This window comes from Legionella hackeliae (genome assembly GCF_000953655.1).
Lineage (GTDB): Bacteria > Pseudomonadota > Gammaproteobacteria > Legionellales > Legionellaceae > Tatlockia > Tatlockia hackeliae.
The window spans coordinates 123,994-146,830 of sequence record NZ_LN681225.1; the positions used below are offsets into that span (position 1 = coordinate 123,994).

Consider the following 22,837-nt stretch of genomic DNA (forward strand, 5'->3'; position numbering starts at 1 on the left):
TTACTATAAAATTAAACTGCAACTTTTATTGCTGCAAAAATTTCATTGGTTTTTAAATGACCTGTCCAAGGAGGAGCAATCAAAGGAGTACTAGAAGCAAAAACATAGTTGTTGGTTTCAAATCTGCCTCCATCAAAATATTGATAACCTACATCTACACTTAGTCGTTTGTATTGCCATTCCATTCCTGCCATTAATTGATAGGCGAAAGCATATCTAGAATTATCCTGCATGATGGAGGCCACTGTATTAGAATTTGCCAGTACAGAGTGGAAATCGCTCACAGTATTATAAGATGTACCAATACCAGCACCTAGTATCGGCTCTAAGGTGCTGTTCGACGTCACGTGCATAAGCAAATGATCGGCCAGGGCCCTGCCATATAAAGTACTATTCAACATGACAGCATTACTGCTCAGATCAAAAAAACGAGTTTTGTTTCCTTGGAAATTTATGGTACTAGTAGCAGTCGATGCTTGGAACTTTTTATAAGAATATAGACTCCGATTCGTTGCGGTGATATCAAAGCTGAACCAGTTATTAACACGATAGCCAAGTCCAGCTGTAAACAAAGGAGCATTGCCCAAATCTGCATTGTAACCCTGTGGGCTTGCATCCCAAAAACTAGTATCTGCAGAAATGCCAGCACGGCTAGAAAAAGAAACTCCGCTACCGAGCTCAATATAAAAAGGATAATGTTGATTGGTATCCGTGTTGTCCGACGGTGGGTTAGAAGTTGTTGCGTTTTCAGCATATAAAACGTTGAATATTAAAATACCTGCTACTGTCATTCCGATGACTTTTTTTTGCATATTATTCTGTAATTTCGTAAGTTTAAAGATAAGAGTTTAGATGCGCACTGACACTATTGTCAAATTAGACTTAAGATCTAAATGTTATGTTCTGAGTAGAGTTTGTTCAGAGTAATTCGGCCAATCAACTTCGGCTTTCCTACCATTTGCCCCCTCTTAATACAAAGAGATTAATTCGCTGATTTATCGTGAATCCTCATTAGATGCACGGCATATAATAGAAAAGCAAGGTAGCCTGGATGGCAGCTTTAGCTGACATCCGGGAATGAGATCTTGGATTTGATTTATTAATCACCTAACCCCAGATTCCGTTAATGCCGACAGCTTTACATTAATTGAAAACCCGGTAGTCGCTTGCGCGAACCAGGCTACGCTTGCTTCGTAATCTGTATTGATAGTAAAGCAACCGCACATGAGTAAAACCCTTAAGTTAAAATTTGAACTATTCTTTAAAAGGATCCAATTGTTATGGAGAAGATCATGAAAAAATCTTCATCTGATTCTTTAAAAAAACAAACTAAACCAAAAGTTAAAAAAACTGATTTAAAAAATATTTCTGGGGGTGCTCTTTTAAAAGATGCGTTAAATCCACCTGTGCCCCAGAACCCGATTGATTCTGATGAGATTGAGCGGTTAATTAGGCAGGGAATCAAGGGTTAATCGATGAATTATTTTAAATAGGCAATAGGAGAGCTGACCATCGAGTGGTGTAATGAGGTGACTTCAATTGTCGCTTCTTTCCAGGTTGAAGCTGGGTGTTTTATTAAATGTTCGTTCAAATCGAGATATGATTCGATATAATCATCGGTAGGGAAGGGAAAGCCTTCTCGAACTTTCGAGCTATAGAGGGGAATGCCTCTGGGCTGGCCCTGCAAATAGTGCTTAATTCGGCTCATATACCCTCCCTATTATGATTGTTGTTACATTAATCAAATAATAGAAGGCAATAAATCGATTGTAAATAGCCCAAATCGTCTATTCCTTACCAACCCTAACACATATCGGGTAAATTTTTAAAAATAATCCAAAACCCTTTATTGCCCGTGTTGCTCTGATTCCAAAAAAGCGATTGCCAATTATGGGCTTTTAGCTTAACGGGCGAATAAACACTTTAATTATGAAGAATAAAACGATTGGATTTATCCAGATTTTGGGTATGAGAAGCGCTAGAATAAAAAATACTTTCAACGAAAATAAGTTGTCTGACTGATCCATTCTTTTAAAGATATAATCAGCAATTTAAGTCTTATTTATAAAAATTAATACAAGTAAAAAGACAGCAATAATGAGGTTTCAAACCTGTTGAACCGTAATTAGAACTAACAAATTTTTAAAGCACGCGCACTGGTCTTTAAAAGCCTTGTTGAGACTATTAGGAGTTTGGTATGCATTTACTGCCTTGGGAGCTCGACAAATTAAAATGGTTAAATCGAGATCGAAAACGCCCTTTAACTCAATCAAAACTAACGCATATTAAGCATGATGATTGGATATGAAGGTTACTGTGGTTTAAAAATGAAATGTAAAAAAAACCCTGCAAACGCGGTCAATTACCGAAAATACCTATTTTATGGACTATTCCGAAGCAACCACTTCATAAGGAAGGATTAAATTGTAACACTTAAATTAGATTTAATAATTTTCAATTTCTGAGATATATTTTTATAAACTATGCTTAAGTAAGCAATATATTCTTCGAAATCCCGTCAATTACTAATCTAGGTGTTCATCAAAGCTAAAATTAAAGAAAGACATTACATGTTTTATGTCAACTTTCTTGCTACTAGCTTCACTACTTTTTTGATAACACACCCTAATTACCTCAAACTAGAGAAGTTTATCTGCCAACAACCTCGAAAGATTAATATTTTCGGACTCAACCCCATCAAGACGGCTCGCTTCATTCACTTAAAGGCCTGCATACTTGCTTCGCGATTTGTAAAACCTCTTTTATGGAATACCATAGTTTCGACAAATTTCCTCTGCCTTCCAAGCTTAATGCGCTTGGTTGTGATAGCCTAGATACCCATTCGCAAAGAGGCTTGATGCTCGTATGCCATATTCTGCACTTTGAAAAATTCTTCACTTAATTCTTTTACGAGTTTGTGGTCAAGGTTTAATCCATTTGATTTAGAAAAATCAGATAATCCCTGTCCTATCTCCTTTAGTTGCAATGGGCCAACTTTCTCCTCTCTTTTTTCTAGCGACTTTTGTGTAAAATGATAGGCCAAAGTATGTAGCACGTGTCCAGAATAGTCCTCACCTGGATAGTATTTTTTTATGATATCGTGCATCGTACGGTCTAAATACTTATCAATTTCCATTGGTATATCATGTTCTATAAAACCGCCAATAAAATCATCTGGAAAGTACACTTTCATCAGATTGTCGCTAGATTGATGGCTGTGTAACTTCTCTTTGTAAAGTTTAGTCAGAGTTCCTGAGGGCAGCATTGACGCGGGGTTTTGTATCCAATCATTAATCATCTTTTTTTGCTCTGGGGTTTGCACTGAGGCAGCGACACCTCCACCGATGGCTAATCCTTGTGGAGTAGTTTGATTTTTCCAGCCTAATAATACGCCCCCATTTGACATAAATTCCGAAGCTTTCCTAAGACTTTCCTCCACTGAAGAATTGTCTGCAGGTGCTGCTTGACCATTTTGGTATTTCATTGTGGTGATAGGAACAGTTCGATAGACATTCTGTAAATGTTTGTATTCATCTGTTGCCAATAACTCTTCGATTTTCTGAATTACCGCCGCTTGATTGGAGCCCTGTGTATTGGTTTTCCAACCGCCGTTTGCATAAGTTTTTAAAATCTCTTCTGTTTGAGCCTGATTAGCAGAATAAGTTATGCCAACAACTTTGGCCCCTTCTTCTTTGTGTATTCTACTTACTTCATTGAGTATCGTTTTTGCTTGGGCTTCAGCCGAAATAGCTGTACCGTTTTTTTCTTTGAAATTAACCTCAAATGGATTTATTTTTAGTGCTGACCATACGCTATTATTTTGGGAAATACTATTATTGTTACTTACGACTTGGGATGATGTTGGCGATCTCATCGACGGAATTGATTGAGCTGATTGGTGCATTTTGAACTCATCAATCAATACACTCATAGTTTCTCGTGGATTATGCCTACCATAATTTTCAATCTTGATGTTCTTAAAGAAATACCTCGCTTTATCTTCTCCAATAATTACAGTATTACCATCAATTGGTGATGGTGTTGGTTGACTAAAATGCTTATCTCTAAAAGCTTCCGCTTCTTTTCGCGTATTAAAATTTATCTTAACTACATGCTTATGTGGTATATTCTTATCTCTGTCTAACTGAACAGATTGAAGAGCATATCCGAAAGTAATATTTTTTAGGCTTTTGGTCACATATTCCAACCCAGTTTCTCGTACCTGCTGTTGGCTAGATTGTTTCTGGATATTATTTTGCGATTGTAGAGTTATTGTTTTTTGGTAGTCCTGAAGTAAATTTTTGGCGCTTGGATGTCGTATATCGCCAGGTTTCCAACTGGAGTTTTGGTCATCTCGATAAAGGACATGTGGCGTATCCTTTCCTGGGGTTTGACCTGGTTTGTAATATAATTGAAGATTCGCATTTTTATATCGCTCAATCACTGTATTACCATACTTATTAACAAAAATATTAAATTTTGTTGGCAATGAATCATAGCTTTGCTGTTGATTGGCATTTATTATTTGCTGATATGGTTTTTGCTCACTAAGTGGCATCTGGGATGGTTTAGGATGAGTTGAAAAACTACTTGCCTCAATCTTCATATTTTTTAAAGAAACCGTCTGCACTAGCGAGCCATCCAAATCGCTTGTATCGGGCTGATTAAGACCCATATCCTTTCCTGATTGTTTTCTAACCACCTGTAATGATCTCTGAACACCATTTTTATATTGATTGTCAGCAGTCGTATAGAAGTCTTTTATCGTATTCGTCTTAAATGTGTCTAGAGGTAGCAAGGGAGATTTGGCGCTAATTAGCCCCTTTTCTACCATCATTGCGAAGGCTGTTTGTGAGTTACCTAGAATATTTTTTCCATTTCCTCCTGGGCCAGTCCCCCACTCTTCCTCTACTCTTTGACCACTCGCAAGACTACTGGTATCTTCAATAATCGTGGCAGGCCCGTTTTTATCTCCAAATGCCCGCCCTAACTCAATTGCTTTATGAATACTTTCTCGGAACTTTTCAGATTGTTGATATTTGGCCGCATTAATTTGCATCTGAACAGATTTTTTTTCATTATCCCACTTTTCATTGTCAAAAGGTTTATTCTCATCTACGTAGTATGCAGACATATCGGAGCTAATAAAATATTTATTATTTTTATCCCTTATACCCCTAAGAATTTCTCCTGGGCTTTTTTGATCTTGCCAGTCTCTTAATTTATCTTCTTTAGCCTTAGGTGTTAATTTTTGAAAATGCAGGTAGTGCTCTGAGGTTGGAAACCAAATTTCTCCGAGATGTGGGTCGAGAAATTTATAGCCTTTACCCTCATTATCATCAAAGTTACTCAGAGCAAAATTCTCTTTGCCTCTTTGATAACCGGAAACACAGACGTTACTTCGATTCGGTGTCTGGCCATTGTTAAGGTAAAGCTGTCCACCCATAATGATCATTATTAGTTAATGATACACTTCAAGTACTATTTTAGCACTAAATCTGGCTTACTGTTCGTTTCTCAAGTTAAAGAAAAACTTTATCTAACATGCGCAAAACCACTCAGATTACTATCTGTTTTTAAATATTACGATTTCTCCTCTCAAACATATCCTCGCTAGGAATAATCAATACTAACTCGACGAGGGTGGGTATCCAAAAAAGTACTGATTTCAAAAATGCATTGACTCAGCTGGTTGCTTCTTAATTTACCAAAAAAACCTGGTTTGATTGTCTGAAACTTTTTTTAAACATTATGGCGATTAATAGAAGAATCTTAATCATACGCTAAGTGATTAAATCTGAAATTTCTACTTTACAAACAAATTTTGCTCTGTGCAAAATTAACCTTTGCTTAAAAAGACATCCACAAGAGAGCTCAGCAGTGAATCTCAAATGCAGCGAGCTCATTGTCAAAGGAACTAAGGAATTAACAAGAATTTAGCAGCGGACATTTAAATCCCGGATGAGGCCTTACCAGGAATTAAACATATTAGACGGAATGTTTAAATCAATTTGATTTAAATAGGCAGGAAATAATGTTTAAACTTGGGTATGACCTGAGAAAGCAGGGATTTGAGAGCTTTCTACTATGATCGGGGCCGCTACTCTAAAGGAACTAATTTTGAAAAAAATAACTATAAAGGATCAACTAAAACTTGACTGTGAGTTATGTGAAACTAATCTCAAATTTGATTTTACCTTCGCTTTCCAACCCATCGTTGACGTTAATAATGAAGAAATTTTTGCATACGAGGCTTTAGTTCGAGGATTAAAAGGAGAAGGAGCAGAAGAGGTCCTTTCTAAAGTTAACGATACAAATCGTTATCGATTTGATCAAGAATGCCGTATACGAAGTATTTTTCTTGCTCAAAAACTAGGGATGAAGGAATGTATTTCAATTAATTTTTTACCAAATGCAATTTACTCGCCTGAATTATGTATAAGAACTACTATAGCCGCCGCAGAAAAAGCAAATTTTCCTTTAGGAAAAATTATTTTCGAAGTGACTGAAAGTGAACAAATTCATGACCCCCAAAAGTTACTTACTATTTTTCAATATTATAAAAACCGGGGTTTTGCAACTGCTATTGACGACTTTGGTGCGGGATATGCCGGTCTTGGTTTGCTTACTGATTTTCAACCCAATTTTATTAAAATTGATATTAAGTTGGTTCGTAATATTCATTCTAGCGAAGTGAAACAAGCTATGGTTAGAGGAATTATTTTAACTGCAAAACTACTAAACATAAGAATTATTGCTGAAGGTATAGAAACAGCAGAAGAAGCTCGCTGGTTTAAAGAAAATGGGATTTCAATTATGCAAGGGTTTTATTTTGCAAAACCAGGATTTGAGTGTCTTCCCAAAGTAACTAATTGGAGTTTAACTTAATAAGGAAAAAGCTATTTATCCTAAGAAATCCATTTGTCAGCTATCATTAGCCAGCATCTATCAAAAAAATCCTGGTGAATTCCATTACGTCCAGCGACGGACGAAAAGTCAGCGTACTAGTTGAGTGATTTTTAAAATTTTGATAGGGCGATGGCACATGATAAAGTAAATAAGAAAATTCTCTACATCCCGGCTCAGATAAAAATGCTCAGCGCCTGCTAAATCAGACTGCTGGTCTAGTTTGGAATACTCAACGGCTCTTAAAATAGCCCAAGGACTGATTTCACCAAAGTGTAAATGAGGGGATAGATGTGAGGTGGCATTTTGTCCACGTTGGTTTTATCAAGAATTCATTTGCATTCTAGAACGCGTAGAATTGCGAATAGGTCCCAAAAACTGGTTATTGCTGAGTAATGTTGTAGCGGCAATCAAAGTCATCGCTGCCATAAAAATTAGATAATAAGCGGGTGTGATAAGGCCCATCTTTTCTGTGAGTAAAGTAACAACCAATGGCGTACTGCCACCAAATAAAGCATTTCCTAAGTTATAAGAAAATGCGATGCCGCTGTAGCGAATGTTCTCAGGACAATTTTCAACAATAGCGGCTAGAGTATTGCCTTGTTCTAATGAGCTTAGAATCGTTGCAGTGCCTAAAGATATTAGCGTTGTTATTACGGATTTGAACTGCAGTAAATAAAAACAGGGTAAAACCAAAAATATAATAGCTACTGAGGTGATTATTAGCATCTTTTTTCGGGTGAAAAAATCACCACACAGACCTGCCAAAGGAACAGTAAACAACATGATAATTAGCATCAAACTCTCAATGGTCAGAGCGTTAGACAATGAAAATCCAATATAGTGTTCTAAATAATTTGGTATATACGCAAAAAAAACATAATAAAATGTTGAGCCCATGCAAGTAAGTCCTAAAATTTTCAGTAACTGGTGGGGAGCAAATTTGATAGCTGTAATAAAGGGGATGGACACAAGGCGATGTTTTTTTTGCAATTGTGAATAAACTGGTGTTTCAGATAATTTAAAACGATAGTAAATGATTAATGAGCCTGGTAGCCCTATAAGGAGAAATGGCAAGCGCCATGCCCAATTGGTAATTGTCTCTTCGCTAAAAAACAAATGTAGAAACAGTAATGTAACTGTAGCTAATAAAAAACCTAAATTCGCCCCCATTGCTGCAAAACTTGTGATAAAACCACGTTTGTTAAGCGGGGCTGATTCGGCAAGGTAGATTATTATTCCACTGTATTCCCCACCAATAGATACACCCTGTATTAATCGAAGTAGAATGAATACGATTGGGGCAGTCAATCCTATCTCTTCATAGGATGGAATAACACCAAGCAAAAAAGTTGAGAGTGTGATGGTTAAGATAGAAATTCTTAATGTTTTTGCACGACCGCGAGTATCTCCAAAATAACCAAAAAAAATACCACCTAGTGGTCGAAAAAGAAAACCAGCGGCAAATACCATTAAAGCCTCTATGGTTGCATTACCATCGGATGCTTGTGGAAAAAATTTAGCACCGATTATAGGTGCCATAAAAATAAAAAGTCCAAAATCAAACCATTCTATGGTATTGCCAAGACTTGAAATGAGTATTTTCTTTTTTATCAATTGATAATCGCTTCAGACTATTAGTAAACACAATATACATGCATCTTTGAAAAGATAAATGCTATTTTATCGAGATAAGGTGTTACCAATTAAATTTTCATTTTAGGGCGCCCCCCTTATTAATAATAAAAAACCTGTACAATTAACAGCGCCATCTTTTGGATTAGACTTTTTTAATACTTCATGGCCCGCCTCAAAATCAGTCGTATCCAATAGTGCATTAGGTTGAATCTTGCTGTTATCTCGAGCGGTAGTAAATACAGTTTTTCCCTGAGATATTAGAGAATTAACTGCCGATTAACACTGCTTGGGCAATTACTAAATAGCTCGCTATAATCTATTTTTGCCTTTTAATTTTGTTATTCAACCAAATTAAGCAGTTTATCATTTAAGTGATAATTTCATAACGACTTTAAAAAAATTCCTCATTGAGCTGAATTTCTGGTTATTTAATTGCTATTATCGATAGATTGAATGCTTAATTCACTCTGCAAATATCATTGCCAATCTATTAATGATCTGATAATTAAGTGGAATGTGGGTTATTAGACTTTCTTGGGATTTTTGCACGAGGTAATATTGTTCTAAACGGTGGCTTAAATCATGAATGAAAAAAATATCCTGACCGCGCGGGTCCTCACTTACGCAGGTATTATCCCTTTTTTGTTTTTGGGGATTGCAGTTGCTCTACACGCTAGCCGCTTAGATTATAGTTTAGCTTTATTTGCATACGGAGCAGTCATTATCTCATTCCTTTGCGGAATCCATTGGGCGATATTCTTATTTTTTTCGCAAAATTGTTCACGCAATCTCTTGTTTCAGAGCAATTTTATAAGCTTACTCGCATGGTTGTCGGTACTACCGGTTATGTCTTATTTAACTTTCGCGCTTCAGATTTTATGTTTTCTGTATCTACTTATTCTTGACCTGGAGCTTTATCGCAACAAAGTTATTCCATCATGGTTTTTTCAGTTACGTCTTAAAGCGACAATAGTTGTTGCTTTGCTGCTTTTCATTACGGCGTGCTACACATGATATTTGACCTGGCCAACATCGGAGCAGATGATATAGAGTTATATTGTAGAGCCATGAAATCAGAGTCTATATAATTTTTGTGACAAACGCTTTAATGTTCTCAAAGTTATTTAGTTAAGTTGCTAACTATTCATCAAGAGCAAGACTTCACCCACCAGTGGCTACACCCATTCATTGGGATGAGCTAACAGATAACATCGAAGACACATTTTATACCATTCTTACCTTACTTAACCGATTAACTCATTAGGCGCTGTCATTAATACACAACAGGAAGTAATGATAATCTTAGGTTCTGGTTTAAAGGTTTCCCAAATGGCGGCAACGGCCATAAATTTGTTATTGGAACGGGTAATGTAGTAGGGCTGTTTGATGGTTTTTTCATTCATTTGATGATGCAGCGGCGATATTTTAAACTTTGGCGAAAGGCAGCGATCTTGGATTTATAACCCCAGATTCCCGTCATTGCCGACAGCTTCATATAAATGAAAACCCGGTTGTCGCTTTGCGCCAACCAGGCTACGCTTGAATCTTTTAATTTGATGCATTGAAATTGATTGTTATTAATTATATAGTCGGCCAGTTTTATTAAAGACTTAATGGAAGTAAACGAAATTCTAGAGGAGGTGGAAGATAATTGTGTATAAATAAATGTATGCAGTTATACTCAAAATGAAAAAATAGGATGCATCTGGTGAAGAAATCCTAGGGACTTATTAGTAACGAATTTAGTTTTAAATGAAGAATAATCTAAAGACCATTGGAGTAATTGAATTAGGTGGCACTATTAACTGCATTAGTGTTGATCCTATTTCAGAGTTTTACAAAGGGCCAAAAGGTTCTTTATCTTCTTTTATTGAGCGGCTCAAAATTGGAGAAGATGTTACACTAATCATAGAAAAATTTTCTCAACTAATTAGTCATGAGATTACCATTAAAATTCTTATTGAGTTAGCTGATAGAATTCAATTTCTACTTGATAAGAATAAGTTTGATGGAATTGTGGTGACAGCAGGTACTAACGCTCTTGAGGATATAGCTTATTTTATAGGATTAGTGGTTAAGTCTATCAAACCTATCGTTTTTACAGGAGCAAATTATCCTCAAAATAGCCTATCTTTTGATGGAGAAAGAAATTTACTGAATGCAATTAGTATTGCAAGCTCTAATTATGCCAGGAAATTAGGGGTATTAGTAACCTTTAATGATCATGTGGTTACGGCACGTGATGCTACAAAAAACGCACCTGGATTAATTAGTAGTTTTGCTGTAGACGGAGTGGGAGTAATTGGTCATGTAATTGGTGGTCAATTTGTTTTAAAGTCAAAACCCCTTTACAGACATACTTATCAAAGTGAATTGTCTATTCGAGGACAAAATAGTTTACCAAAAGTCTCAATTATTTATGCGCACTTGGGTATGGATGAATCTTTGATTGAAGCTTCCATAGTTTCAGGGGTATCCGGTATTGTAAGTGCGGGGTTTGGTAAAGGGTATCAATCAACTCAAATATCGCTTGCCTTAAACAAGGCTGTTCAATCAGGTATTCCTGTCGTAAGATGCTCTCGCTCTGGGTGTAGTTATACCAACATTGATCGAGCACATGAAGAAAAATATGGTTTTATTGTAGCAAAAGGGTTATCGCCACATAAATCAAGTCTCTTGTTATCACTTGCACTAATTATGACGAGGAGTATTGAGAGAATACAACAAGTGTTTGAGGAATATTGACTTCATGGTAGAAATTTTTGTAAAAAAAATCACTACATATATTCAAAAGTTACAAGATATATTCAATAAATATAGAGTTGAAAAAGGATATAGATATAGTTTAATTAATGTTACAACGCAAAATAATGCGATTGAGTTACATGTAATTGTATTAGGTATTAAAAAACATATTTTGAAGCTCAGACCTGAAGAGGTAATTTATGATGATGGCTTATTATCTGAATTTTCTCCCTGTGATGTAAGAGCTATCACATACCTTTCTTTTCAAAAATATGTAAAGCAAGAACTTTATTCTTTAAAAATAGAACAGCAGCATATAAACAATGGAGAAACTTTATTTGGTTTAAAAGATGTCAATACTGATAGGGTCTTCAACATTGACGCAAAAAATCTATACCAAAATTACGATCTTTTAATAAAGTTAAGCAGGAAAGATATGATAAATGTCATTTCAACTGCGGTTCAAGAGCAAACGATTTTGGATATCAAAAATATGGAAAGGTTAAGAGATCAATTATGAATATTGAAATAAAGTCTAAATTTATTGAGAGACTCGATTGTTACAGATATATGCGTATTCTTTCCATGATATATATAACCTTCCTAATGGCTGCAACAATAATGGCTTATAAGTTGGTTGATGTGTTCGGAGTAATTGAACCAGGCTCTACACTTATATATACCTTTACATTCTTTCTTGGAAATATATATGCTGAGCTCTATGGTCCAAATTATGCTAAAAAATTAATATGGGAATCAATAATAACAGGCTATATTTTTGCTTTACTTATAACATTAGTTAATTCTTTTCCCTCTCCTGTTTATTGGAATATGTATGCAGAATTTAATAAAGTAATTGGGCATGTATTACGATTTACAAATGCTGGTATCATTGGATATTTAACAAGTGCTTTTTTAAATGTTTATTTATTAACTAAGTGGAAATACAAATTAAGAGGAAAATATTTTTGGGCCAGAAGTCTTTTAGCTTCCTCAATTAGTGAGGGACTGGCCACATTTTTAGCCGGTATGATTACTTTTTTAGGCATGATGCCAACGGCAAAAATTTTAGTTGTTATGACCAACGCGTTTATATTTAAAATTGGATACGGCTTAATAGCAGTTTGGCCTGCAACATTTATTGCATATATTTTAAAGAAAAACGAAGAAGAAATCACTCTAAAGCCTTCTTTTAACCCGTTTTATACCAAAAATTAAAACAAAGTCCTTGATTCAAGTAATGTCGCTAAAACATAGATATTAATAGGTAGAGGAATTATATTATATTCATGACTGGTTGGATTGAGACATTTTATGAATTTTTTATTCGTTGAATTTATCATTATCTGACGAAATACATAATGTTTGTCTTCGCATTTTAATAAGCAAAAATCGCCATTGTTGGGTTCTTTTTCTTTATCAAATACAAGAATGGTTCCTTTTGAAAATTTGGGTTCCATAGAGTTGTCGTTCATAGTAGTGGCAAAATAGTTTTTACTTTTATCCAAATCTATAGTAATAAATTTTTTGGCATGTAAGATAGCATTACCAATACCATGCTCTTTGATTTCTTCCAGTGTTATATAGGGTATTTTATTTGGGGTAAGAGTTATGCGAGAACTCGTTGAATCACAATTAGCATTAGAAATTAACTCTTGAAGAGGAATTTTAAAATAATTTGCAATTGGTGTTATTGTCGATAATTTTGGATTTTGATTTTCTCCAGAGATTATTCTGTTAATCATTTGTTGAGGTATTCCAATTCTTTTTGAAAATTCATTTTCACTAATATTTTCTTCTTGTAAAAGTTTTTTTAGATTAATTCCAATATAGTTCATACAGCTCTCATGTTTATTTATTATTTCTTCGTCTTTTATTAATAATACACATAAAAATAAAAGATCAAATTTATTTATTGCGTCATACACTCTAGAGTGTATAATCTCCTACACGCTAAAGTGTAGATTCTAAAAAAAATATCTAGTTTTAACAATAATAGGCAGAAAGGAAAAGGAATTTATGAAAGAAGTACCCTATATTTTAAGTTTGGCTTATAAGAAGCAAATAGAAGAAGCTTGTATCCCTTTAAGACAAATGGGGCTGAAGCATTTTGCGATGTATCTGATATTTAATGATGGTAGCTTGTTAATTTTATCAAATGTTTTTCCGATTATTCTTTCTTATTACCAAGACGCTTTATATAAAGAAGATTATACCTATACTTCCAGGATGACAGATTCTAGTCATGGGGATCATTATTTATGTGATGAAGTGGAATTTGTATCTTCCAGACTCAAAAAAATATTAAACGAACAATATAATCTACATCCTACATATAACATTATAAGACGCAGTGCTGAGTGTACTTTTGTATTTAGTGCCATACGTGACATGCCTACAAATTCGGAGCAATTTTATAAAAAGACGATTCGCGCTTTTGAAAATTTTTGTATACATTTTGTCGATAAATTTCTTGAACTAATTACTTATTGTAACTCCAAGTACCGATACTCGTTTATTTTAACGAATAAAGCTCATCGACATGCAGTAATCAAAGGTGGGTATTCAGAAAAAGAATCCATTCCTCTTCGTGAGCAAGAGTGTTTATGGCTTGCTGCGCAAGGCAAAACGGTAAAACAGATTGCTCAGGTGCTTAAAATTAGTCCTTATACAGTCGAGAAATACTTAAAGCATACTCGTGAAGTATTTAATTGTAGTTCTCTTATTGAGGCTGTAGTGGAAGGTATTCACAGAGGGATGATTGGTAAAGTAAATTTAAATAAAAAAGTAGAATATTCAGAGAAGAGAGTAAATTTTGCAAGACCAATAGTTATACCCATGGCGAGTTAGAAAAGTAGCCTGGATGGCAGCTTTAGCTGACATCCGGGAATGAGAGCTTGGATTTGATAATAATTACTCCTAACCCCAGATTCCGGTCATTGCCTACAGCTTTACATTAATGAAAACCCGGTTGTCGCTTTGCGCCAACCAGGCTACGCTTGAATCTTTTAATTTGATGCATTGAAATTGATTGTTATTAATTATATAGTCGGCCAGTTTTATTAAAGATTTGAATGGATGTAAACGTAATGGATTTTGCAGATTTTTGCGAAGCTATCAAAAGTATTTTAACTAAAACCACTTCAACTAATTTCTCCAAACCACAATTAGAAGCCAATAATTATTTTCTATATGCACTTGCTCGACTTATGAATGATGAGGGAGAGGATGAAGTATTAAAAATGACAAGGTTGTCAATTTTGTTTGAAGGGTTTTATCAATCGCTCGCCATTGGCTACTATAAACAAAATTTTTTAGAAATCAGAATTAAAAGATGGTCACAACATTATGGTACACCAACTGTTCCCTTTCTTCTTTCCTTTAAAGAAAAAATAGACCAAACCAAGCAACTATTCATAGAACCTTCAATTCAAAACCAAAAAGAGCGCAGAAGGCCATGGTTTGTAAATAAGCAGGAAAATTTTAAGGTAGATGAAATGAATAAGGTGATCATTAATCCTCTTATTCCTTCCCTCATTAATACACCATCGGATGAAATTATGGGGACATTTACAAAAACTTATAACCCTCTAGGTGGTTTTACTACGGCACCTTGTGATGAGATTTCCCAGAAGTTTATTGAGCATGCGGCGTTGATTTCTCAAAGGGGGGGCAAAGTACTTGAAATCGGTGCAGCATTTGGTGCTGCAACCTTGGCTGCAATCACAAAGGGAGCAACGGTTTTTTGTAATGACATTAGTGCAGAGAATTTGGCAGTAGTTCGAAATAGATCTAAAAAAATTCTTGAAGATGAAGATAATGCAACAACAGCTGATCATAACAGATTGGTTCTTATACCTGGTGAATTTCCTAACGAATTATCAGGCCTACCTGAAAAGTCATTTGATGCTATTTTAATTTGTCGAGTCCTACATTTTTTTACTGGCTCAAAGATAGAAGAAGCCTTAGTATTAATGTCCAAATTACTTGTACCAGGCGGCAAAATATATATTGTTTGTGAAACTCCATATCTGAAAAATTGGCAACGCTTTATACCTGAGTTTAATAGGAGAGTGGAAAATAATATTGAATGGCCAGGTGAAATCACCAATCCTTCGGAGTATGAAAGTAGTGGTAGGGTAAATTCATTGCCTTCATTTGTTCATTGGATAACAAGGGAAGTGTTAGAGAGAAGTTTGATAAGAACAGGTTTTACTGTGAAACATTCAATGTATATCAATAGATGTGGCCAATTCCCGGAGGATTTACTATTACCTGAATGTGGAAAAGAAAGTGTTGGAGCAATAGGCATTAATGAGAGTGATGGATTATGACGCAAAAAATGAGTTGGTATGGCTGGATATTGGTTATGTTTAGAGAATTTATAGTAGAAGCAGCAACTAAATCTCCATATCAGGTAGTAAATATCTATGAATGTAAGAAGACTGGTTTTACGAAAGCAGTGATAAAATTATCAGAGAGACATACAATAGAAAAAAATATTAGTGACATAATCATTGATAATGAATTCATAGAGTGTCTGGATAAAAAAACAATACGTACATTGACTTATATGGCTACTGTCGAACATTTGAAACCAGATTATTCTATTATAGTTCAGCAGATGGCAGAGGAAGTAGATGAGTATATTCTTGAGTTAAAGGCTAAAAATAACGGTACAACTATAAAAAAATCTTTGTCTGAATTGTCAAGTGACAGGGATTTAATTTCCAAATTAAATCCTATCGAAGCTAATAGAGTTGGTTATATGGCAGGAGTTAGAGAGACTGTAAAAGAATACCAATTAATCAAGAACGAAAAGTGAGGATATTATTTTGCAAAACTCGGCCTTGTATATTTTATCCCCACAAAAGCAATATAAATATCCATTATTTTTCTTGGGATTATACTTAACTTTTTTACTGGCGACAGTTTGTCTTGCCAGTAGAATTACATTAATAGGATCTATGTTAGAACCTGGGGGAATATTTATTTTCCCAATTACTTTTTGTATTTGTGATATAGTTGGAGAAGTTTATGGTTACGCTTATCCGCGGTTATTTATTTGGATTGGTGTTCTTGCAGAATTGATCTTTTCTTGCGTAGTTATCGCAGTTTCACATCTACCAGCTCCTGAATTTTTTAATTATATTGAGGCTTATCAAATAGTCTTTGACCCCACCTTAAGATATGTAGGTGCAGGACTTGTAGGATTACTTGTCGGAGAATTTGTAAATATTTACTTACTCGCTAAATGGAAAATCTTTTTAAAAGGTAATTTTTTTATATTTAGAAGTTTGCTATCTACTGCTTTGGGGCAAGCTTGTTTGACAATTATTGTTGATACATTAAATTATTTTGGAAAAATCACAGATCATTATCTAGGATGGATGATGATTTGTGGTTATCTTTGGAAGATGGGGTGCGCAATTATTATGGTCTTCCCTGCATGGCTGTTAGTCAAATATTTAAAAAGAATTGAAAACGTGGATTACTATGATATAAACACTAATTTTAATCCTTTTATTTTTAATTTCACAAAGGATAGTAAGGTTAAAATGACAACTAATATTGAATCCGCACTTCGATAAGTGTTGCTAAAATCGAATCTGTATTTTTATCTAATTTTATAAATTTGAAACTACCATCTTCTAAATTTTGCTTAATGTAATTCTCATTATTTTCAATAAATAGTCGATTGAATAAAATTTGATTATTTTGCTTAGCAATGACGAAATCCCGATCTTTAGGGCATTTCCCTAGGTTAAAAATCAGTAGTGAATTTTGAGGAAATAAAGGTTCTATTTTTGTATCGTCTATTTTTAAAGCAAAAGAGTTATCGGCAATTTCTTTATCAAATATTATCTCTCTTTGGATGTTATTTTCAATTTTACGGTGTGGCCAGTCATATAGCATATCCCATTCAATAACTGGGATTGATTTAAGTCGCAAGTCTTTTTTTATTGTTTCAGGAATCAAATTGGGTAAAGACGTTAATCCCAGTAATTGTTCAACAGATATTGAAAAGAATTGAGCAAGTGTTTGTAATGCTTTTTTTCTCGGATTCTTCGTAGAGCCAGAAATTATATGGTGAATTGTAGGTTGGGGTATGGCGGTTAATCGTGCCAGTTCGCTTACAGATAAATTCCCATGTGTCCGCATTAATAGTTGCAAATTGTAACTTAATCTAGATTCATTCATTGATAACTCATATATGAATATAATTATTCAAAACAGATTGACACTAATAAAAAAAAAACGGTAAATTATCACAATATGAATAAAATTATTCAATTTAAAGGTATTTTACTCTACCAAGAGAATATTATTTCTCATTTTAACATGTGATGGGGACTATAACAATTTATCCCTATTTGGTGAAAAACATAAGAAAAGAATGAAAACATCTATAAAGGAAAAGGAATTATGAAAGAAGTACCCTATATTTTAAGTTTGGCTTATAAGAAGCAAATAGAAGAAGCTTGTATCCCTTTAAGACAAATGGGGCTGAAGCATTTTGCGATGTATCTGATATTTAATGATGGTAGCTTGTTAATTTTATCAAATGTTTTTCCGATTATTCTTTCTTATTACCAAGACGCTTTATATAAAGAAGATTATACCTATACTTCCAGGATGACAGATTCTAGTCATGGGGATCATTATTTATGTGATGAAGTGGAATTTGTATCTTCCAGACTCAAAAAAATATTAAACGAACAATATAATCTACATCCTACATATAACATTATAAGACGCAGTGCTGAGTGTACTTTTGTATTTAGTGCCATACGTGACATGCCTACAAATTCGGAGCAATTTTATAAAAAGACGATTCGCGCTTTTGAAAATTTTTGTATACATTTTGTCGATAAATTTCTTGAACTAATTACTTATTGTAACTCCAAGTACCGATACTCGTTTATTTTAACGAATAAAGCTCATCGACATGCAGTAATCAAAGGTGGGTATTCAGAAAAAGAATCCATTCCTCTTCGTGAGCAAGAGTGTTTATGGCTTGCTGCGCAAGGCAAAACGGTAAAACAGATTGCTCAGGTGCTTAAAATTAGTCCTTATACAGTCGAGAAATACTTAAAGCATACTCGTGAAGTATTTAATTGTAGTTCTCTTATTGAGGCTGTAGTGGAAGGTATTCACAGAGGGATGATTGGTAAAGTAAATTTAAATAAAAAAGTAGAATATTCAGAGAAGAGAGTAAATTTTGCAAGACCAATAATTATGCCCATCGCTAGTTAGAAAAGTAGCCTGGATGGCAGCTTTAGCTGACATCCGGGAATGAGAGCTTGGATTTGATAATAATTACTCCTAACCCCAGATTCCGGTCATTGCCCACAGCTTTACATTAATGAAAACCCGGTTGTCGCTTTGCGCCAACCAGGCTACGCTTGCTGGAAGTTCATCTTTTATGTGTTTGATATGTAAGAGTTTGTTTTGCAACTCAAAGTATCATCACCAGCCATTAAAAGCAATTATTGGTTGAATAATAATCAAATATACATGGATACAGCCATGCCATTTTAAGCAAGGGAGTTTTATCATCGTGCAATAAAACACCAAAGGGTTCTGTTGCAAAAAGTAATATGTGGTCTAAAATTTGTCAGAATTCGAATACAAGTTAGTTATAAACATGAAACAATTGGCTATTAATTTCACTTCTAGGGCAATGACTTATCCTATATTTCACGGTCTTCCTTTGCCGAATCTAATGTTTACGAATTCGGGGGTAGGAGTAGGCTATTTCTGCAGTCGTTTCTTTCAACAGTACTCTATTCATTTATAGTTGAGGTATGCTCTATAATCCACTCAAACCAGCTAATATTAAGGGTATTCCTATCATTAATAGACTCCCTGCGAACGAAACAAGACCAATTAATCGTATTGCTATTGTTGATTTTATAAGAGGAATGGATGTTATCGCCATGATCATCTATCACCTGATATGGGATTTATTTTTTTTTGGTTTTATTATTTTTAATATTCAAGCCTCTAAGATTGGGTTTCTTTTTCAAACATTGATTGTCGCTATTTTTTTAATTTTGGTAGGGTACTCGCTTCGGATCACAATGCCCTCCTTTCGTTCTCTATTGAAACGAGTAGTCAAAATCGGGTTTTGTGCTTTATTAATTAGTCTCTTTACTTATATTTTGTATAAAGAATACTGGATATATTTTGGTATTTTGCATTGCATCTTAGTTTCTATGTTGATGGTCTACCCTTTTTTGAGGTATCCCAAAACCAGCCTATTCTTGGCCATAGCGATTGGGCTTATTTATGGTTTTGGAATAGTCGAGAGCTGCACTGTTATTCGATGTCATCTAAAAACTTTAGATTACTATCCCGTCTACCCCTATATTGCCTTTGTATTTCTAGGTGTTTTTGTAGGATACAAACAAGTTCATGATTATTGCCCACTCTACAACAATGAAAATTTTCGACCCATCTTATGGATTGGTCAAAATGCTTTGTGGGTTTATATGATTCACCAACCTATACTCTTTGCTCTTCTCTATATCGTGAAGAAAACGATAATCTAACGGTGCTCGTTTAGGGCCGTTGTGGGTTGTATTTTTAGTGTTTGATAGGCTGGGAAAAGGCCGGATACCACACCGACAGTCATGGCGATAAACCAGCAAAATAAGAGATAAAGGTAGGATGGGACTAAATTGAGTCCCATTACATAATTAAAAAGATAGAGCGCGACAATTCCGCCAAGAGAGCCCAGGATTCCTCCTAGTAATGATAAACAAACCGCCTCTAGTAAAATCTGTAGGATAATTTCTTTATCACTAGCACCGATTGCTTTGCGAAGGCCTATTTCACTTTTCCGCTCAGAGATAGACATCAACATCAAGGTAGATATCCCAATCCCGCTAACCAAAAGGGACAACAGTCCCATGATCATTAATGTTTTTGAGATTGAAAGGAAGATAAATTGAATTGATTCTACTTCTTTGACACGGTTAAGTATTTTAAAATCAATTTTATTTTTTTGAATATTATGCTCTCTGTACAATAAATCACTAATCGCTGCGATATTTAAATCCATAAAGCTTGGATTTTTGATGGCAACCAAGATGTAATCAACAGCATCTTTCAAAGAGAAATCATCAAAAAAACTTTGCCTAAGAGTTGAAATAGGAATTACAACTAAATTATCCCGATCCACGCCATCAACGCTTTGTCCTTGTGTCTCGATGATACCGATCACCTTAAATGCTACATTATTTAAACTAATTGTTTGCCCTAGAGCAGGAGCGTTTTTAAATAATTTTTGTTGAATGGTACGACCAATCACAGCTACTCGCCGAGTTGCTCCCAGATCACTCGAGCTAAAACCTACTCCTTCCACTAAATTCAGATCTAAAACTTTAAAATAGTTTGATGTCGTTCCTAATACTGTGGTATTCAGATTAGAAAATTGACTTAAAACTTGCATTTTTTCAGTGAGAATCGGAGCCGAAGAAGAAACAAAATTTAATTTGTTAATGTTTTGACTGTCCTTCTCCGTAAGACGTGATGCTTTCCGTGCATAAATATTAACACCTTTAACTGAAAAAGCCTGCGGAAGGACAATAATCATTCGACTAATGGGTGATAATTCTCTCTCTAAGACACTATGAATATAATGAGTGATATTAAACGTAAGAAATACAGCGCAAACACCAACGACAATCCCTATTGTTGCCAATAAAGAGCGTAATAGATGAGTGCTTAATGAGATACGGATTTCTCGTAGCAAGACGTTCCAGCGCATCACTTAATTTTTCTCTTGAAGGTGACCATCATGCATATGTATTGTCCTATTAGCATAGTGGTGGGAAATATTGTCATGAGTGGCAATGACCAACGTAGTGTTGTACAGGTGGTTGATTTCTTTTAAAAATGAAAATACCGCATGGCTGTTTGTTTCATCTAAATTACCGGTTGGTTCATCCGCTAAAATCATTTTTGGCGAGTTTGCTAATGAACGTGCAACAGCGACTCGTTGCCGCTGTCCGCCTGATAGATGTTTTGTCATTTTATCCTCATAGTGCGAAAGATTAACCGCTTTGACAAGTACTTTGGCTTTTTCTTTGGCCTCTTCTAGGGTTAAGCCCGCATATAACAAAGGCAAGCAAACATTATCAATCACGCTCCTCTCTCTCATCAAGTGAAAATCTTGAAAGATAAAGCCAATGTGGTGTAATCGAAAGAGTGAAAGTTGAGAGGAGCTCATTTTGCTAACCTCATGATCTAAAAAATAATATCGACCACCCGAAGGCTTATCAATACCACCTAATAAGTTAAGCAAAGTGCTTTTTCCCGAGCCTGAGCGACCACGTATAGCAACAATTTCACCTTCATTAATACTTATAGAAATATTTTCCACCCCAATTTCATAGGAATGCTTATCGTACATATAACGCTTTGTAAGATTTTGGGTTTTAAGGAGAGTCATTTTTGCTAAGCCCTACTATTATTTTTTGGTTGACGTTTAAATCGCCTGCCAAAATTTGCGTATACTCATCATTTTCTAATCCTGTTTTGACCTCCACAGGAATAATTTTATTATGCTCCCACACATACACATAGGTTTTGTTAGGATCCACTGGTATTGAAACTTCGGGCTTAAAACGAAGAGCATTGGTTAAAATATAGTTAGTACTTTTAACCTGACTAATTTGTATTTTTAGATCAGCGGACATACCGGGTTTGAGTAACTGTTGGGGGTTGCTAACTCGCATTAATACATCGTAGCTCACTACCCCTTCCTCTAAGTTATTGTTTACCATGATTTTTTCAACATGCGCAATAAATTCCTTATTAGGATAAGCGCTAACAACGAAAGTCCCTTTTTGCCCCAAAGAAATTAAAGCAATATCTGCTTCGGGAACCTTCACAGTAATCTGCATATCGTGTAAGTTTTCTGCAATTCGGAATAAAATAGGCGTTGTTAGAGATGCTGCCACGGTTTGCCCGGGTTCGACTAGTTTGTCCAAGACTATTCCATCGATGGGGGATTTGATATCGGTGTAATTTTTTTCAATCATTGCCTTTTCTAAATTAGCTTTTCCTAGATCATAATCGGCTTCATCTATCTTTAGTTGCGCTGTTTTTTCATCAATTTCTTCAGCAGAGATGAATTTGTCTTTGGCTAATTTTTGTATTCTTGCCAAACGTAATTTGCTCAGCTCCATACGGGCTTTCAATTTTTTAACCAGGGCCAAATTACGATCTACGCTATTGCTGAATAGTTTTTTATCTAAAGTAGCAATTATTTGCCCTTTTTTAACAACGCTGTTTTTATCGACATAGACATTTTCTACAATTCCCGATACTTGTGTCCCAACTGAAATGACTGAGCGGGGACTAATTGTACCGCTCGCGCTCAAAGTTTTATTGAACTCACCCACTTGGAGCGAGGAAAGCAGATAGGGGGAAGAGATGGTTTTATTCAAATTAAATAATAAAAATACTATAAAAAATATTAGAAGGAGGAGGAAAATTAGGGCGTTCTGTTTTTTTTTCATATTATTTTGGTTAGGCA

22 protein-coding genes and 2 pseudogenes are annotated in these 22,837 nt (G+C 35.0%); 13 read left to right on the forward strand and 11 right to left on the reverse strand.

Annotated elements, in window-relative coordinates; translation table 11 throughout:
* Positions 1-11: 11 nt before the first annotated feature.
* The gene (locus LHA_RS00585) at positions 12-812 is read right to left on the reverse strand and encodes an outer membrane protein (protein ID WP_052673538.1); all 801 of its coding nucleotides are present in this window, start codon (positions 810-812) and stop codon (positions 12-14) included.
* A gap of 480 nt (positions 813-1,292) precedes the next feature.
* Here LHA_RS00585 and LHA_RS00590 point away from each other — a divergent pair, with 480 nt between their 5' ends.
* Complete coding sequence (locus LHA_RS00590; protein WP_045104818.1) at positions 1,293-1,472, forward strand: hypothetical protein; 180 nt, start codon at positions 1,293-1,295, stop codon at positions 1,470-1,472.
* An 80-nt stretch (positions 1,473-1,552) separates the two neighbouring features.
* Here the strand turns inward: LHA_RS00590 and LHA_RS00595 are convergent.
* Together LHA_RS00595 and LHA_RS17085 are read right to left on the reverse strand one after the other, a co-directional pair.
* Positions 1,553-1,690: pseudogene (locus LHA_RS00595) on the reverse strand (DNA polymerase V); the annotation flags it as partial.
* Positions 1,691-2,830: 1,140 nt separating this feature from the next.
* Positions 2,831-5,446: an NADAR family protein gene (locus LHA_RS17085; RefSeq protein WP_065238338.1), complete on the reverse strand. Its 2,616-nt coding sequence runs from the start codon at positions 5,444-5,446 to the stop codon at positions 2,831-2,833.
* Between the two features lie 674 nt (positions 5,447-6,120).
* Here LHA_RS17085 and LHA_RS00610 point away from each other — a divergent pair.
* A complete protein-coding gene (locus tag LHA_RS00610; RefSeq protein WP_197541146.1) occupies positions 6,121-6,888 on the forward strand; it encodes an EAL domain-containing protein in 768 nt (255 codons plus the stop codon).
* 130 nt (positions 6,889-7,018) lie between these two features.
* Here the strand turns inward: LHA_RS00610 and LHA_RS17545 are convergent.
* Positions 7,019-7,215, reverse strand: a pseudogene (locus tag LHA_RS17545) (deoxyribodipyrimidine photo-lyase); the annotation flags it as partial.
* 15 nt (positions 7,216-7,230) lie between these two features.
* A complete protein-coding gene (locus LHA_RS00615) occupies positions 7,231-8,523 on the reverse strand; it encodes an MFS transporter (protein ID WP_045104820.1) in 1,293 nt (430 codons plus the stop codon).
* Between the two features lie 603 nt (positions 8,524-9,126).
* Here LHA_RS00615 and LHA_RS17615 point away from each other — a divergent pair.
* Both LHA_RS17615 and LHA_RS17620 read left to right on the forward strand, forming a co-directional pair.
* Complete coding sequence (locus LHA_RS17615; protein ID WP_045104821.1) at positions 9,127-9,558, forward strand: DUF3429 domain-containing protein; 432 nt, start codon at positions 9,127-9,129, stop codon at positions 9,556-9,558.
* Between the two features lie 157 nt (positions 9,559-9,715).
* Positions 9,716-9,808, forward strand: a complete 93-nt coding sequence (locus LHA_RS17620) for a hypothetical protein (protein ID WP_370447936.1) — start codon at positions 9,716-9,718, stop codon at positions 9,806-9,808.
* Here LHA_RS17620 and LHA_RS16860 read toward each other — a convergent pair.
* On the reverse strand, positions 9,789-9,947 hold the full coding sequence (locus LHA_RS16860) for an SOS response-associated peptidase family protein (protein ID WP_115678797.1): 159 nt from the start codon (positions 9,945-9,947) through the stop codon (positions 9,789-9,791). The genes LHA_RS17620 and LHA_RS16860 overlap by 20 nt on opposite strands.
* Positions 9,948-10,296: 349 nt before the next feature.
* Between LHA_RS16860 and LHA_RS00625 the strand changes: the two genes are divergently transcribed.
* The 3 genes from LHA_RS00625 (at position 10,297) to LHA_RS00635 (ending at position 12,507) form a co-directional block, all read left to right on the forward strand.
* Positions 10,297-11,289 (forward strand): asparaginase, encoded by a 993-nt coding sequence (locus LHA_RS00625; RefSeq protein ID WP_052673539.1) that lies wholly within the window; start codon positions 10,297-10,299, stop codon positions 11,287-11,289.
* 4 nt (positions 11,290-11,293) lie between these two features.
* Positions 11,294-11,809 carry a hypothetical protein gene (locus tag LHA_RS00630; protein ID WP_045104822.1) on the forward strand — a complete coding sequence of 172 codons (516 nt, stop codon included), beginning with the start codon at positions 11,294-11,296 and terminating at the stop codon, positions 11,807-11,809.
* Positions 11,810-11,874: 65 nt separating this feature from the next.
* On the forward strand, positions 11,875-12,507 hold the full coding sequence (locus LHA_RS00635; RefSeq protein ID WP_269447708.1) for a queuosine precursor transporter: 633 nt from the start codon (positions 11,875-11,877) through the stop codon (positions 12,505-12,507).
* Here the strand turns inward: LHA_RS00635 and LHA_RS00640 are convergent.
* Positions 12,504-13,217 carry a LexA family transcriptional regulator gene (locus LHA_RS00640; protein WP_045104824.1) on the reverse strand — a complete coding sequence of 238 codons (714 nt, stop codon included), beginning with the start codon at positions 13,215-13,217 and terminating at the stop codon, positions 12,504-12,506. The two genes, LHA_RS00635 and LHA_RS00640, sit on opposite strands and share 4 nt — an antisense overlap.
* A gap of 91 nt (positions 13,218-13,308) precedes the next feature.
* On the opposite strand from LHA_RS00640, the gene LHA_RS00645 reads away from it, so the two are divergent.
* The 4 genes from LHA_RS00645 (at position 13,309) to LHA_RS00660 (ending at position 16,880) form a co-directional block, all read left to right on the forward strand.
* Positions 13,309-14,139: a response regulator transcription factor gene (locus tag LHA_RS00645; RefSeq protein ID WP_045104825.1), complete on the forward strand. Its 831-nt coding sequence runs from the start codon at positions 13,309-13,311 to the stop codon at positions 14,137-14,139.
* Positions 14,140-14,363: 224 nt separating this feature from the next.
* Entirely contained in the window at positions 14,364-15,623 is a 1,260-nt protein-coding gene (locus LHA_RS00650; protein ID WP_231861956.1) for a class I SAM-dependent methyltransferase, read from the forward strand.
* Positions 15,620-16,114 carry a hypothetical protein gene (locus LHA_RS00655; RefSeq protein WP_045104827.1) on the forward strand — a complete coding sequence of 165 codons (495 nt, stop codon included), beginning with the start codon at positions 15,620-15,622 and terminating at the stop codon, positions 16,112-16,114. The genes LHA_RS00650 and LHA_RS00655 overlap by 4 nt, the downstream gene beginning before the upstream one ends.
* Before the next feature lie 10 nt (positions 16,115-16,124).
* Positions 16,125-16,880 (forward strand): queuosine precursor transporter, encoded by a 756-nt coding sequence (locus LHA_RS00660; protein ID WP_045104828.1) that lies wholly within the window; start codon positions 16,125-16,127, stop codon positions 16,878-16,880.
* On the opposite strand, the gene LHA_RS00665 is transcribed toward LHA_RS00660, so the two are convergent.
* Positions 16,855-17,490 carry a helix-turn-helix domain-containing protein gene (locus LHA_RS00665; RefSeq protein ID WP_045104829.1) on the reverse strand — a complete coding sequence of 212 codons (636 nt, stop codon included), beginning with the start codon at positions 17,488-17,490 and terminating at the stop codon, positions 16,855-16,857. The genes LHA_RS00660 and LHA_RS00665 overlap by 26 nt on opposite strands.
* Positions 17,491-17,715: 225 nt before the next feature.
* On the opposite strand from LHA_RS00665, the gene LHA_RS00670 reads away from it, so the two are divergent.
* Both LHA_RS00670 and LHA_RS00675 read left to right on the forward strand, forming a co-directional pair.
* Positions 17,716-18,546: a response regulator transcription factor gene (locus LHA_RS00670; RefSeq protein ID WP_045104830.1), complete on the forward strand. Its 831-nt coding sequence runs from the start codon at positions 17,716-17,718 to the stop codon at positions 18,544-18,546.
* Between the two features lie 551 nt (positions 18,547-19,097).
* Positions 19,098-19,844, forward strand: a complete 747-nt coding sequence (locus tag LHA_RS00675) for a heparan-alpha-glucosaminide N-acetyltransferase (protein ID WP_045104831.1) — start codon at positions 19,098-19,100, stop codon at positions 19,842-19,844.
* On the opposite strand, the gene LHA_RS00680 is transcribed toward LHA_RS00675, so the two are convergent.
* From LHA_RS00680 to LHA_RS00690, 3 genes are read right to left on the reverse strand one after another with little or no spacing between them, the layout of a single operon-like run.
* Positions 19,841-21,064, reverse strand: coding sequence for an ABC transporter permease (locus LHA_RS00680; protein WP_231862000.1), 1,224 nt, complete (start codon positions 21,062-21,064; stop codon positions 19,841-19,843). The two genes, LHA_RS00675 and LHA_RS00680, sit on opposite strands and share 4 nt — an antisense overlap.
* Positions 21,065-21,067: 3 nt before the next feature.
* Complete coding sequence (locus LHA_RS00685; protein ID WP_045107314.1) at positions 21,068-21,709, reverse strand: ABC transporter ATP-binding protein; 642 nt, start codon at positions 21,707-21,709, stop codon at positions 21,068-21,070.
* Between the two features lie 25 nt (positions 21,710-21,734).
* Positions 21,735-22,748, reverse strand: coding sequence for an efflux RND transporter periplasmic adaptor subunit (locus LHA_RS00690; RefSeq protein WP_193392397.1), 1,014 nt, complete (start codon positions 22,746-22,748; stop codon positions 21,735-21,737).
* Positions 22,749-22,837 lie beyond the last annotated feature (89 nt).